Annotated in this window: 9 protein-coding genes; 2 read left to right on the top strand and 7 right to left on the bottom strand. The window is 42.8% G+C overall.

Annotated elements, in window-relative coordinates:
• Nucleotides 1-20 precede the first annotated feature (20 nt).
• The 4 genes from U0035_RS19680 to U0035_RS19665 form a co-directional block, all read right to left on the bottom strand.
• Nucleotides 21-986, bottom strand: a complete 966-nt coding sequence (locus U0035_RS19680) for a DUF4973 domain-containing protein (RefSeq protein ID WP_114790643.1) — start codon at nucleotides 984-986, stop codon at nucleotides 21-23.
• 19 nt (nucleotides 987-1005) lie between these two features.
• Complete coding sequence (locus tag U0035_RS19675) at nucleotides 1006-3018, bottom strand: RagB/SusD family nutrient uptake outer membrane protein (RefSeq protein WP_114790642.1); 2013 nt, start codon at nucleotides 3016-3018, stop codon at nucleotides 1006-1008.
• 73 nt (nucleotides 3019-3091) lie between these two features.
• Nucleotides 3092-6172 (bottom strand): SusC/RagA family TonB-linked outer membrane protein, encoded by a 3081-nt coding sequence (locus U0035_RS19670; protein WP_114790641.1) that lies wholly within the window; start codon nucleotides 6170-6172, stop codon nucleotides 3092-3094.
• A gap of 11 nt (nucleotides 6173-6183) precedes the next feature.
• Nucleotides 6184-7509 carry an IPT/TIG domain-containing protein gene (locus tag U0035_RS19665; RefSeq protein ID WP_114790640.1) on the bottom strand — a complete coding sequence of 442 codons (1326 nt, stop codon included), beginning with the start codon at nucleotides 7507-7509 and terminating at the stop codon, nucleotides 6184-6186.
• 318 nt (nucleotides 7510-7827) lie between these two features.
• Here U0035_RS19665 and U0035_RS19660 point away from each other — a divergent pair, with 318 nt between their 5' ends.
• Both U0035_RS19660 and U0035_RS19655 read left to right on the top strand, forming a co-directional pair.
• Complete coding sequence (locus U0035_RS19660; RefSeq protein ID WP_162817839.1) at nucleotides 7828-10962, top strand: ligand-binding sensor domain-containing protein; 3135 nt, start codon at nucleotides 7828-7830, stop codon at nucleotides 10960-10962.
• Complete coding sequence (locus U0035_RS19655) at nucleotides 10952-11728, top strand: response regulator transcription factor (protein WP_114790638.1); 777 nt, start codon at nucleotides 10952-10954, stop codon at nucleotides 11726-11728. The genes U0035_RS19660 and U0035_RS19655 overlap by 11 nt, the downstream gene beginning before the upstream one ends.
• Here the strand turns inward: U0035_RS19655 and U0035_RS19650 are convergent.
• The 3 genes from U0035_RS19650 to U0035_RS19640 all read right to left on the bottom strand — a co-directional run bounded on the left by U0035_RS19650 (nucleotide 11725) and on the right by U0035_RS19640 (nucleotide 14662).
• Entirely contained in the window at nucleotides 11725-12732 is a 1008-nt protein-coding gene (locus U0035_RS19650) for a LacI family DNA-binding transcriptional regulator (protein ID WP_114790637.1), read from the bottom strand. The genes U0035_RS19655 and U0035_RS19650 overlap by 4 nt on opposite strands.
• Nucleotides 12733-12995: 263 nt before the next feature.
• On the bottom strand, nucleotides 12996-13814 hold the full coding sequence (locus tag U0035_RS19645) for a DUF4249 family protein (RefSeq protein ID WP_245957697.1): 819 nt from the start codon (nucleotides 13812-13814) through the stop codon (nucleotides 12996-12998).
• The gene (locus tag U0035_RS19640) at nucleotides 13811-14662 is read right to left on the bottom strand and encodes a DUF4249 domain-containing protein (protein WP_245957696.1); all 852 of its coding nucleotides are present in this window, start codon (nucleotides 14660-14662) and stop codon (nucleotides 13811-13813) included. Before U0035_RS19640 ends, U0035_RS19645 begins: the two co-directional genes overlap by 4 nt.
• Between the last annotated feature and the right edge of the window lies 1 nt (nucleotide 14663).

Here is a 14663-nt window from a genome sequence, read left to right as displayed (position 1 = left end):
TATCATCATTAAAAATTGTATCAGAACATATCGCTATCGATCACCACCTGCTGATCCTCGTCCGGTATCTGTGTGTTTCTTACTCTTTCCAATACCATGGCTCCTGTGAATCTGTACCGCAGTGGAAAGGTAGGCTGCGTGATGTCTTCATATTCGTAATCCAGGTTCATGGTGGTAATTGTTCTTTGCAGGTAAGGCTGTACATCGTCCATTTTTTTTGCAACAGTGTAGGTACCGCCGTTTTGTTTAAACTTAATGGCCGGATCATTGGCTGTTAAAGTAATTGTGCCATCAGTGTTAAAACGAGCGCTAATCTTATATTTCAACCTGTCATAAGCTTCTTCTTCAATTACACCTGCATAAAAGAATACGGTATTTTCATTAACTACCCAGGCAGTACGATTAGGCACCGTCAAAGCAGGTTCATTCCCTTCTGTTCTTTTTACCTGGCCCGGCACAGAATAATTACCGGAGTAATCGTTAAAAGGTATTACCTGCATGAGCGACTTCTTATACCATCTGCGCTGGGAAACACCGTATTTGGAAGTGGATACCAGCTTTACCGGGAGTATATACTTGTTATACATATCCATATTCTCCATCTTCAGGTTTAAATCAAAGTAGCCCAGATTGGAATTTTTAGGAATAGTAGCCGTATTGGAGCTAAAGGAATAATTAGAAGTGGGCAATTGTATAAAGTATAAATCCTGCCTGTTCCTGAACCGGTCAAAATTAAGGTTCTGCAGTGTATCTGTATCCAGTTCTAATGTAACCTGTACCTCTTCCGTATTTTCAGTGCTGCCACTTAAAACCACCGGAACTTTCAATGTAACGGCGCCTCCTGTTGAAAGGTATTTAGCATATACAGGAACTACCCCGTTCTTAACAAAAGCTACATCCTTTACAAATAGCTCGTCTTCCCATTCCTTGTTACAGCCTGCAGTCAGTAGGCTAAACAATAATATTAATAAGTAAGAATATTTCATGATTGAAAAATTATCAGTTTTAATAAGGGGTTGTCCATCCCGGGTTTTGAGTTAATCTAACATTTCTTCTCAGTTCTTCATGGGGAATTGGCCACAGGTACATTTTCTTCACAAAAATCGTGGGTAGGGACGCAATGATTACTGGTGTATGAAAAAGATCTCTCTGGTTTGAAGTCATATCCATATTACAGCCCATCACAGGTGTTGCTTCTTCAACCGGCGCATCCTTCCATCGCCTTAAATCAAAGTACCGGTGATTTTCGGCAAGGAACTCTATCTGCCATTCCCTTTTTATCTTTTTTCTCAGTTCGTCTCTTGAGGCGTATACCGCTGCTTCATGATCAGGTACACCACCCCGTATGCGCACCTGGCTAATGGCTTTGCTCATTTCTGAAACATTGCGGCTAACGCTGACATTACCACTACCGTCAAAAGTTGGGATACTATGTGCGCTGCCGAGCTCATTCATCGCCTCCGCATAGATCAGCAATATTTCTGCATACCTTATAGCGGGTTCTGTTTTGGGAACATTATAACCTCCCTCCGGCGTGCTTCTAAATGCAGCATCCAGTGTATTTACATATTTTTTGATACCAATACCGGTTCTGATATAGAATTCAGGAGACGCAGGTTGTTTTCCATCAGCCAAACCACGATAGTAAAACACCTGCTTTTCCCGTTCTGACTGCAGGTTAATGCTGGTACGATACCATATACTTCCGTTATAAGCAACTGATGCATAAAAGCGGGGCTCCCTGTTAGCGTATTGCAGCGATACATTGGCCGGCAAAGGAAGGTGTGAGGTGTTGCTGGCAGTGAATCCTGTTACTCTCGGGCTTAAAGGCACATCGCTGCCATCGCTCATGGCATAAGCATCTACCTGCTTTTGAGTAAGACCGTACGTATTCCAGCCATTTAAAGAATAAGGCGCCTGGTGCATGGGCAGATCTGTTGTTAACTGGCTTCCAATTTCCGTAACCCTTGAAAATATTACTTCAGGGTTACCCAGGAACGATACGTTTCCGTTAAACAAGGCCCGGTACGATTCCATTGGATCAATATCCTTCCATCCATTAGGAAAATTAGCATTAGAATATTTAGCGTTAAACGGAGGAATAATCGTCGGCGGATAGTCTGGTCCCTGGCTTTCAGCATGATAAGGATAGGTGTACAATTTATATACGCCCAGGTCTATTATTTCTTTGGCTGCTGCGGCTGCCCTGGCCCATTTTTCTTCGTTGTATTGCTGAGCAATCAATTGCTTTCCTTTATCATCTGTCAGATCCGCCATATCGGCATTGCCATTATATAAAGGACTTGCAGCGTACAGGTATACCTTTGCTCTCGCAGCTAAAGCAGCACCTTTAGTAGGACGAACCAGATTACGCGAGTCCCTGAGTGAAGCAGGCAGATCTTTGGCTGCCAAAGCCAGTTCCTTTGTGATAAAATCAACACATTCGTCGTGTGTATTACGAGGTAAGGAAAGATCACTATAGCTTTCAGTATAATCCAGGCCGTGTTCGGGCACCAATGGTACGGGACCATATTTCCTGATCAACAGCCAATAGTAATAGGCCCTTAAAAACCTGGCTTGTGCTTTGCGATCAGTTATCTCTTCCCGGGTCATCTGGCGGTTTTTATCGACATTATCAATAAAAATGGAAGCCTTCCGGATACCCTGATAGCAGGAAGCCCACGACTCCTGCCAGTTAGCCTCGTTATAATCTCCGTTCTTAAAGTTTTTATACTCGGAATTAGAAAACCTCCCGTCTTTTATCCTATCACCGAAAAACATATCATCTGAAAGGAAATTAGACAATACATCATTCTTATTTCCTACATCTGTATTAGGGCCTCTTAGATGAGTATATACGTCTGCCAGCCATTGCTCGGTATAATCCCTGCGTGCAAAAACAGTATCTATATTCTGGCGGTCTTTAAAAAAATGTTCCATGTCCAGGTACTTTTTGCAGGAGCTGGCCAACTGCAATACCAGGAGGGCTGTGACGAATGCTACAAAACTTTTTTTCATCTTTATAATATTTGGTGTATGAAAAAAGTCACCCGATTATTAAAATCTAATGATGGCTTTATCCACAACAATTTTATAATGTAATATTTAGTCCGACTGTTATCGTTTTAGCAGGCGGATAAGCCATGCCATTACCATTTGCCAGTTCCGGATCCCATATCTTCAATTTATCCCATACGAAAAGATTCTGGCCTACTACATAAATACGGGCTACAGACATATGGAATTTCTGGAGTTGCAGCTTAGGAAAAGAATATCCCAGCTCCAGGGTCTTTAATCTCAGGTACTGCCCGTCTCTCAGCCAGTAGGTAGAAGGTCGATAGTTATTGGCGTTACCCCCATAACTTAACCTTGGATACTTTGCATTGGGGTTTTCTGTGGCAGGATCGCCCGAGATATCTGCAGATATCCACCTGTTGGCTGGATTACCGGCCTCGGTTAAAATATTACCCCAGGAACCAGCAGTGAAAGGATAAACACTGGGTCCATCAATAAAATAGGCTGATCGTCCGGCTCCCTGGAAATGTATGTTAAAGTCAATGCCCTTCCATCTGGCAGAAGTACCTAAACCATAGATCAGTGCGGGCCTGTTGCTGGCACCGATAGGTACGATATCATCATCATTAATGACGCCATCTCCGTTTACGTCCTTGTACCGGATGTCGCCAGGCATATAAGCTCCATACGTCTGACGCGGGCTGTTTCTTATCTCTTCATAATCTTTAAATAGTCCTTCTGCTATCAAACCTCTTCTTTGATCTATCCGGAAACCTTCCTGTGAGCGATAGGGATAAAAATTATATTGCTCATCTCTTTCAACGATCTCATTTCTATAATAAGTGATATTGCCCCGCGCTGTAAAGTCTACCTGGCCCAGGTTTTTCCGGAACGAGAAGTTGCCATCAAAGCCGCGATTCAATGTTTTCCCCACATTTGCAAACGGAGCGCTGGTGATACCTACCATTGCAGGAAGGAAGTTGCGCTGTATAAAGATATCGTCGCGCGTTTCCTCAAAAAGATCCATATAAAAAGTAAACATGTTCTTTAAAATATTGATCTCTAAACCCAGGTCTTTTTTCACACCTGTTTCCCAGGTTAATTCATTGGAGGCTACCTGCATATACCCCAAAGCATTGAACCGGTTAGGATTCACCAAATCACCAAAATTAAAACTGCGGTCTATCACTCCATCTCCATTCCGGTAATAATCCAGCACGCTTAAATAGGCAAAGCGTCTGCCCAAGTTGTCGTTACCTACCCAACCATGGGAGTACCGGACTTTAAGAAGATCCAGCCAAGGAACTTTTCTAAACCAGTTCTCCTCAGAAATCACCCATCCACCTGAAACTGCAGGAAAAAATCCGAACTGCCTGCCTACTCTAAAATTCTCCGAACCAGTATAGCCAAAATCAAAAGCGGCCAGGTACTTATTTCTAAAAGAATATCCTGTATGGCCTGAAAAAGAAAGATTGCGATAAGGTATGCCGTTAGCAATATCAGTGCCCACACTTACAGAACTTCTGGACTCACGGCGAAAATACCTAACCAATGCATCAACATTATGACCGGAAAAATTTCGGTTATATACCAGCTCGCCGTTCAACTCTAAAATACGTGTACCACTGGCGGCACTGGTCTGAAACATCAGCGATTCTGGTGATTTGCGTACGAATACCAGGTTACCATTGCGGTCTCTTCTTCTTTCCACATTAAACTGCTCCGGCCACTTCTGCCTGAATATTTCGTTGCGGCTATCAGCATCAAAAGCCACACGGGCCACGGCTCTTAAACCTTTGGTAATAAAATCGAGCCTTTGTTCCACATTAACATTGGTATTGATATTGTTTTGCCAGAACTCTTTGTAACCTGTTTGAGTAGTAAGCACCCATGGATTAGTTTGAGCCCCTGTGCCATAAGCAGGTACCAGGCCATTCGAGTATAATACAGGCGTTGCCGTAGGATTGGTACCAACCAGCGATTCCCAGATAAAATGTCCTAAGCCAGGTGAATTCTTTTTCTCCAAAAATCCGGCAACACCCAGGCGCAGTAAAGTTGTTTTAGTGATATCAAAATCGAAATTAGTGCGATAATTCCACCGCTCGCGGTTGGCATTGGTTTTATACTCTTTTAATGAGGCATCACTTTCGTACATGCCGCCTTCATTAAAATAGGCTGTAGACACAAAATACCTGGCAGTAGATCCACCCCCTTTGAAATTGAGAGAGGCGTTTAAATTATTGGTAGAAGGACGCAACATCAGATCCATCCAGTCTACATTTGGATAGAGATCCGGGTCCAGATTATTTTTAATAATCTCCAGTTCATTAGGTGTGTATAGCGGCTCGCGGTTACGGGTAATAAGGGCTTCATTTACCAGCTTTGCATATTCATAGCCGTCTACATATTCAGGCGTGCGTGTTCGGGTTACGTAGCCTGCCTGCACTCTGCCATCGATAGCAATTCGGCCCGCCTTACCATTCTTGGTGGTAATCAAAATAACTCCATTTGCACCCTTGGAACCGTATAAAGCTGTAGCCGATGCATCCTTTAATACCGAGAAAGATTCTATGTCCTCAATATTGATCTCGTTGAAAGGCCTCTCAAAGCCATCTACCATTACCAGCGCACCCTGGTTAGCACCAAAGGTTGACATACCCCTGATCCAAAACTGCGAGTTATTGAAGCCGGGCTCGCCAGAAGTTTGCATGGCGATAATTCCGGCTACATTACCTGCCAGCGCATTGGTGATATTGGCTCCCGGAACCCTGATATCATCGATATTAACAGTTGTAATTGCTCCTGTGTTGGTGATCTTCTTTTTAATACCGGTTGCCGTGATAACTACCTGGTCCATAATACTGGAATCTGCCGGCTGCATCACTACATTTACAAGCGATTTTTGACCTACTTTAATTTCCTGTGTTTTGTATCCCACAAAAGAGAACACCAGAATACTATACGCATCGGTCTTTATCTTATACTTCCCGTCGGCATTGGAAGAAGTACCAAGGCCGGCCTGGTCTTTAATAGTGATGCTTACAGCTGGCATAGGTGCATTGGTAGGATCGGTAATAGTACCGATCACTTCCACATCCTGCGCCAGTAAGCTGCCTAACGTAAAGGTTAGAAAAAGTAGAATGATATATTTTCTCATTATGGCTGGTTTTATTCGGTTGTGATTACTCTGATGCGCCGGTTTTTCTGGTCGGCTATGTAAAATGTTCCAATGTCCTTATTGTAGATTATACCATGTGGGCGGTCAAAGCGGGCATCTCTCAAAGCACCATCCGTGTATCCATATTGGTTAGGCCTGCCCGCAAACGTGCTTACAACTCCATCTGGCGTTATTTTGCGGATTACATGGTTCATTCTATCGCACACATAAAAATTGTCAAATTCATCAAAAGCACCCTGGTGTGGTTCATTGAACTTGGCTGCTGTTCCCACTCCATCCTGGTAACCGGCGGAGCTTCTTTGGCCCACGAAATGTACCGGTGATTCCAGTGTGCGGGTTTGCCGGTTATAATCAGCTTTTAGTATATAGTGCCTGTTTACGGCTACCAGATAGGCAAAATCACCACTCGGAGCAAACTGTATATTAAATTCCCATTGATTATCACCCACTCTGTATAATTCTTTTAAAGACTTGGTACCACGATCCCATTGGTATACTTGCCCGTTAGCATAAGAGTTAATAAAATAATCGCCTGTTTGCGGCTGCACATCACCGCCGTTGCATTGTTTACTATAAGTTAGGGCATTCCAACGTGTGAACCCTGAAATAGGTGTCAGCACTACCGAGCTGATGCCCCTGTCATCACCCTGATCATTAGTCACATATAAAGTATCCCAGGTTGGGTTGAATGATAAGGTTCGTACACGGCTCAATCCGTTACCGCTTCTAAAAAGTGTTTTTACTGTTGTTAACGCGGAGTCTATGAATCGTAGTCCCCTCGATTCTTCCAGCAGATAGATATTTTTATGCTGATCGAAGCAAAGCCAATAGGGTTCCTCAAACTGGGCCTTTTTTATATCCCCATCTACTATTGAAGACTCTCCTCTTTCGTTGGTAAAACCAGCTAATGTACTTACCGATGGCCTGAAAATATACCTAAAGGGCATAGTTGATTTCACTTCCTTCGTATCAGCGCCGGTACCCATTACGACCCTTACATCGCCGGTACCCGCTTTGGATGGTACTAATACATATAAAATGGAGCCTGATGAACCTATTAAAGGCGCTCGTTTATCATTTATATAAACCTTTATCTGGGAAGTATCCGTACCAAAATTGCTCCCATAAATAACCATTTGCGTGGTAACACCGCCACTATCGGGGGTGAACCTTTCAATGGTCACCGGTTTGGAGGGATCAAAGGGAATGGGCCGATCCTTTTGAGCAGCCTCATCTTTTTTACAGGCAAACACTATAAAAAGCGATGCTATAATACCCCATAAATACTTAAAATGCAATAAGAAATTTCGTTTCATATGACAGTTGTTTATAAATACAATTTGAGAATCCGTTCCTTATTGGGTTTGCCCGCCGGGCTACCACGCACACTACTCCTGTTAACAAACAGTTACTGTTTGAGCAGTTGAAGTATTCCCGAAGTTTACAGATCAATAAAGCGTCGTAGCAGGTATATTTTATATTTCTTTCACTATGGCCAATTCTGGTTCAAATTAATTTCATTGCCGGGCAAACTGATTGTAAAGATATCCTTCTATAGCAAAAACGATTTTTCATTTTGTCTCAAAATGTCATCAAATTGTACCAATTTTGAAACATATTGTAATTACTGTCTGATGATGAGATATTTTGCTTTGTTTTTGTTTACCTGCTTTTATTGTATAGCTCATGTAAAAGCTCAGCCATTTGATTTCAGGCATTACCAGGTGGAGGATGGCTTATCCAACAATACTGTAATCACCGCTTTGCAAGACCGGTATGGTTTTATCTGGCTGGGGACTTCGGAAGGATTGAACCGGTTTGACGGAAATAGTTTCAAGGTGTACCGTCAACAGGCCAATAACCCGCACAGCCTGAAAAGCAATTCGGTTTATTGTTTGTATGAAGATAGAAAAGGTCATCTCTGGGTGGGTACCGAAAAAGGTATTGCGGCTTATGATTCAGACCTTGATCAATTTCACCACCCTATTTTGATGGAGGACGGGCCGGTACGAAGTATCTGTGAGGATACCGAAGGGCTTTTATGGTTCATCTTCAGGGATGAGCTATACTATTACGATCCCCTTGCAAAAAAAACATTTAAAAAATATATCCCCGGCGTTCTCCAGGTTTCGGTTATCACCAGGGACCCAAAGGGTGGTATCTGGGCCGGATCTGTTGAAGGCGCTGTAGTTTATATTCATCATAAAAATGCAACAATCTATCCTTTGTTTTCCCCTTCGCAGAACAGTATTGAAGCGCTTTCCCTTGCTAAAGATAACCGCCTGTTTATTGGCTGTTCAAGAGAAGGCTTGTTGGAGCTGGACCTGACAAGCAAAAAAACGCGACACCTGATACGGGAGAAAAACAGCCATCAGACTATTTTTGTACGAAACATTCTACAGGCCTCTGATACCAGTATTTTTATAAGCACCGAAGACGGACTCTATATTTATAATCCTGCTAACGGAAAATACCAAAGCATACACAAAGACCCCATGAATCCATTTTCGCTTTCTGACAATGCGCTTTATGCATTGTGTAAGGATCGCGAAGGAGGTATATGGGTAGGGTCGTATTTCGGCGGCTTGAACTACCTGCCTAACGCCGCGCTGACTTTCGAAAAATATTTTCCCACCGCCCACCCTCACTCACTAAGCGGCAATGCGGTTCGGGAAATCACCAAAGATCATTATGGCCGGCTATGGATCGGTTCGGAAGATGGCGGGCTTACTATGTATGATCCTGTAAAGAAAGTGTTTACCCGACACACCCCTGATACTGAGAACGGTCTCTCCAGCACCAACGTACATGGCCTGTTAGCCATCGGCAACCAGTTGCTTATTGGTACTTTTGAGCACGGGCTTGATATTATGGATATACAGGGTGGCAAAGTTTCCCGTCACTTTAGCGCAGGTGCAGGCTCCCATGACTTAAAAAGCAATTTCATCAACAAGATACTGCAAACAGCTAATGGCAGTATTTTAATATGCACCGCCCACGGATTGTTTCATTTCGATATTAAAAAAGAACGCTTTTACCCGGTAAGAGCGTTACCCGGCGATGCATTTTATTCGGCTATTACGCAGGATACAAACGGTACTGTATGGGTTGGTACACATAACAAGGGCTTGTTCTACATCAATAATAAAGACACATTATCTTTTAAGCTCTATGCAGATAAAGACAACAGACTGGGGCGCACCCGTATACTCTATCTGATGGCAGACCCTGACGATCACCTTTGGGTTTGCACCATCGACGGATTATTTCTCATCGATTTGAAAAACAAAACCCTGCTACACTATAGTCAGGATGAAGGCTTGCCCAGCAATACTATCTACAGTATCATTAAAGACAATTCGGGCAACTACTGGATCCCTACATCCCGTGGTCTTGCCTTAATGGAAGCAACAACAAAAAAAATAAAAATATTCAGACAATATAACGGGCTACTCAATAACCAATTCAATTACCAGTCGGCGTTTAAAGACACCGACGGTCAGATCTACCTGGGTAGCATTAAAGGTCTGATCAGGTTTAATCCGGCATTTCACAGGCCCGGTCAATATATCCCCTTACTCTATATAACCGGGTTGCAGCAATTAGGGACTTCGGCTACTGTAGCCGGAGCTAAAGATGACACTCCTCTGATCAATAAAGACGGGGTTACACTTGCTTACAATGAAGCCACTTTTAATATCGATTACGTGGCGCTCAACTATACAGATCCAACCAATATTGAATATGCTTACCAAATCAACAATGGCGGCTGGTATCCTATTGGTAACAGCCGGAAAATCACCTTCACTAACCTGCCGCCCGGCAAATATCATATCAGTGTCAGATCTACCAATAATAATGGCGAATGGATGCCCAACAGCAAGACCTTGTCCATTGAAATACTACCGCCGTTCTGGCAATCAAAACTTGCTTATTTTCTCTACGTTATTCTTATCGTTGCCTCTATTATGGCAATCCTCAGCTATTATACCCGGCGCCAGAAAGAGAAGCAGCTTTATAAAATGAATGTATTTACCTTAAATAAAGAAAAGGAGCTGTATCAATCTAAAATGGATTTTTTCACAAATATTACTCATGAGATCAAAACACCACTCACCCTTATTAAATTGCCCCTGGAACGCATAACGGCTGCACTAACCCATGCTCCACACCTGCACCAATATCTTCAGATCATGAACAGCAACACAGAGAGATTATTGGAGCTAACAAGCCAGTTGCTTGATTTCAGGAAAATTGAAACAGAGCATTATCACCTGTTTCTTGCAGAACTGGATGTAGTAGTAATCACTGAAAAACTTTTACAGTCCTTCTCTCCCGCTATTGCAGAAAAAAACATCACGCTTCGTTTTGAGCCTCCTGCCGGCGGAATAATCATAGCTGCCGATGAAGAAGCCCTGGTAAAAATTATCAGTAACCTGCTTGATAATGCAATAAAGTACTGCCATAAGCAGGTTACCGTAAATTTTGAGATCAATAAGGTAGCGCAATGGGTAACGCTTAGCATAACTAACGACGGAGCAACTGTTCCGGAGGATATGCGGTCACATATATTTGAACCCTTTGTACGTCATCATCAAAAAGGCGTAGGAGGCTCGGGCATAGGGCTTTCGCTGGTTTACTCGCTTGTTCAATTACATCAGGGAAAAATGGAATACAATGTATTTAACAATATAAATATTTTTTCTGTAGCTTTCCCATTGAAAATTAGCAGTCTGGATATTAATTCCCCAACTAACGATGAGTCATAATAATAAAACAATATTGATTGCAGACGACCATGAAGATATGTTGTTCATGCTTTCGGATACCCTCAAAAAAGATTATGAGATAGTATGTGTAAGAAACGGCGCTGAAGGCCTGGCATTGCTGGAAGAACATCCTGTTACGCTGGTCATCAGCGACGTGATGATGCCGGAAATGAATGGCTTTGAGTTTTGCGAAAAGATTAAATCCAATTATGAATTCAGCCATATACCCGTTATACTGTTAACTGCCAAGAATACCTTACAATCTAAAATTGAGGGATTGGACGTTGGTGCTGATGTATATGTCGAAAAACCTTTCTCGATGGAGTTCCTGGTTGCACAGATCAAGAGTCTTTTAATGAACCGGGACCGGTTAAAATCCTACTTTATCAAGTCTCCAACCGCGCAGATCACCAGTATGGCATCCAATGACATTGACAAGTCTTTCCTGGAAACATTAGAACATCATATTCATGAAAATATGTCTAATACAGACTTAGACGTGCCATTACTGGCCAGGCGTATGAATATGAGCCGAACGAGTTTGTATAGAAAAATAAATTCTCTTTCCGACCTTTCACCGGCAGAAATTATTAACCTGACCCGGTTGAAAAAAGCGATAGAAATATTAAGCACCAAAAATATGCGCTTAAATGAAGTGATTGATACAGTAGGCTACAATTCTGTAACCCAGTTAGGAAGGAATTTTCAAAAGCACTTCGGCATGACGCCGTCTGAATATATTAAAAAAACTTACAGGTCATCTTAAACAGATTTTCTCACTATCAGCTCGGAGGGCAACAGCAGCTCTTGAACAGCCGGCACTTTCTGGGCATTCATCTGCAACCTCAGGTTCTCAATACCTTCTCTGGCTATCGCAGCAATTGGCTGGCTTATAGACGTTATAGCCGGCGTGTATAGTTTAAATATCTCGTGATCATCGAAAGACAGGACAGCTACACGTGAAGGAATTTTCCATTTCAGCTCCTGTAATACCTTCAGGCCTTGTATAGCCAGGTAATTGGTAGCAAAGAAAATAGCATCTACCTCCTGATGACCTTTAAGAAATGCTTTGATACCTTCTTCATAGGCGTCTTCTTCAGCTGCAAAAGGAAGCTCCAGGATCAGTTCAGGAAATAAAAGCCCATGCGCTTTGGCGCTTGTTTTAAATGCATTTAAGCGGTCCTGCATCTGCATCTGCTCTAATGCGGTAACAATAAAGGCTATTTTTTTGTACCCTTTACCTGCCAGTAGCTGTACGCCTGACTGAATACCTTCTTTATTATCTACCAGTACCGACGGTATATCCACATCTGTAAAATACCTGTCGAGTAATACTATCGGTTTTTTAGCTTTTTTCAGTTTTAACACCTCCTCCTTCATACCGCTGGTGGGTGTTACAATGAAGCCATCCACCTGTTTATGCAACATCCTTATTAACTCGGTGCCTTTTTTATCGTCATTTTCGGTGCTGCAATACACAAGGCGATATCCTACCTGGTAGGCGATATCTTCAATTGCTTTGGCGAGAGATGCAAAAAAACGGTTGGAGATATCTTCAACAATCAACCCGATTACATGTGTTTTGCCGGTACGCAGGCTCGCTGCGGAACGGTTAGGCACATAACCGGTTTCTTTTATAATCTTCCGGATCTTTTTTGCCATTTCCTCGCTGATACGCATTTCTTTCTCCTTACCATTAATAACGAAGGAAACGGTAGACGGTACAACTCCGGCAATCCGGGCAATGTCTTTAATAGATAGTTGTTTCATATTCAAGTGATCTCTAAGTGGCTGCTATTTTGCATATAGTTAAAACGCAGTTCGAATTTAGTAAAGTGAAAATACGATAACTCTCTCAACTCTGCTGATAATACCTTCATGATGCCCCGCTTAATTATACAATATTTTTTGCTATACTCCAGGAATGCTTTATATTCAGACACACGATAATCAATGTTCAGCACATTAAGGCAAAATCGTTTTTGTTTAATTGAGTGAATATAATACATTTTAATAAAAATTCCGCAATTAAACTACCGGACCACTGTTGAGCGTGAACTTAGAGTATGGGTACTAAAATAGCCCACCGCTCCTTTTGGGAAAGGGTTTACAGGGTTCGTCGGTGAAGCAACCTGGGTTTGTCCCAATGCACCCTGATCCAGACTATACCAGTAATTATACATAAACGGTGTAATCGCTAATAGATCCACACTTAAGCGATCACCAGCCCTCAAGGGTTCCTTTTCATCTTCAAAAACCAGCATTTCATATACTGTGGAACGGCCGTCAATTAAATGATCATTGGTGATATAAATATTATTATCTTTTTTCGTATTGATGTATTGTATGAAACGATATACATTTCCCAGGCCCGGGGGATCTTTAAACTCCAACGCAGCTACTTTTCTTTTTTTGCCGAAGAAAACCCGCTCGGCAATATAGAAACTATCTGCTTCTACTTTCTGCGGCATATATGAAGTAGCAGTGAATACACTACCATTCACCTCTACACGCAACGTATAGCTACGTCCAGGCCGGCCTAATATGCCTGCCCTGTAATAGCCTCCATTTACCTGGGTTAATCTTACAGGCGTTCTGCCATCTTCTGCAATCGTGATATTGGCGCCGGAAACGATATCGTAATGATTGGAATCCGACAAATCCAGCGTCCGGGATAAATTTACCCTACAGCCTGCATCACTGAGCACGGCTTCTATCACATATAGTTTTTCGGCACCAGGCAATTCCAGATCTATTACTTTTTCGCAGGAGCTTATTATTATCAACACAACCAGGCAACTCATGTGCATCACACTCCCCCGCGTGGTTTTATGGAGCGTGTTGTGTTTCATCTCCTGGAGCTTTCCGGGGAATAACTGCAGGTTGAATCGGGAAAAACCGCAATGTGCAGGGAAGACACGGCATGAGCACTAAAATAGCCCAATGCACCTCCTTTGATATTGGAGGCCGGATTGCCGGGGGACGCGGACTGCGAAGACCCGAGAGAGCCCTGGTTAAGGCTATACCAGAACAAATAAACAGGCTGATCAATACTTTGCAGTTCTACATTGAGCTGATCGCATTTTTTCAAAGTATATTCATCGTTAAATATCAGCAATTCATCTACTACCGTGCGGCCGTTAATCAGATCATCCTTGGTAACAAATACTGTCGTCTCCAATTCTCCATCCACGCGTTGCACATACCGGTAGGCATTACCCGGTGCGGGTGGGTCTTTATAGCGTATTGCCGCTATCATGCGCATCTTTCCCAGGAAAATGCGTTCTGACACATACAAGCTATCTAACTTTACCTTTTGCGGCATTGTTGATGTAGCCGTAAATACATGATCAGTGGTCGCATCCTTGTATTCAACACGCAAGTGGTAAGTTTTTCCAGGTACCCCGGTGAAGGGAGCACTGTATTCACCACGGTTGTTAGAGGCGCTCAACACAACAGGTTGCTTCCCTTCCTCGGTAATGGTGACCCGCGCGCCACTCACTCCCCTTAAATTGATCGTATCATAAAAATGGCTGGTTTGTGACAGGCGCACCCTGCAGGTACTGTCGTCTGTCAAAATGCCTTCTACTACATACTTCAGCGGTTCTTCCTTTATATCTACCTGTATCACGCGCTCACAACTCACCAGTAACAGAAATGAGATTACAACCATGGCTATGCATTTCCAGAGTGCTGACATC

Source organism: Niabella yanshanensis, assembly GCF_034424215.1.
In the GTDB taxonomy this organism is placed as follows: domain Bacteria; phylum Bacteroidota; class Bacteroidia; order Chitinophagales; family Chitinophagaceae; genus Niabella; species Niabella yanshanensis.
The sequence above is the reverse complement of the archived record's forward strand: the minus strand, read 5'-3'. Positions and strand labels throughout refer to the sequence as shown.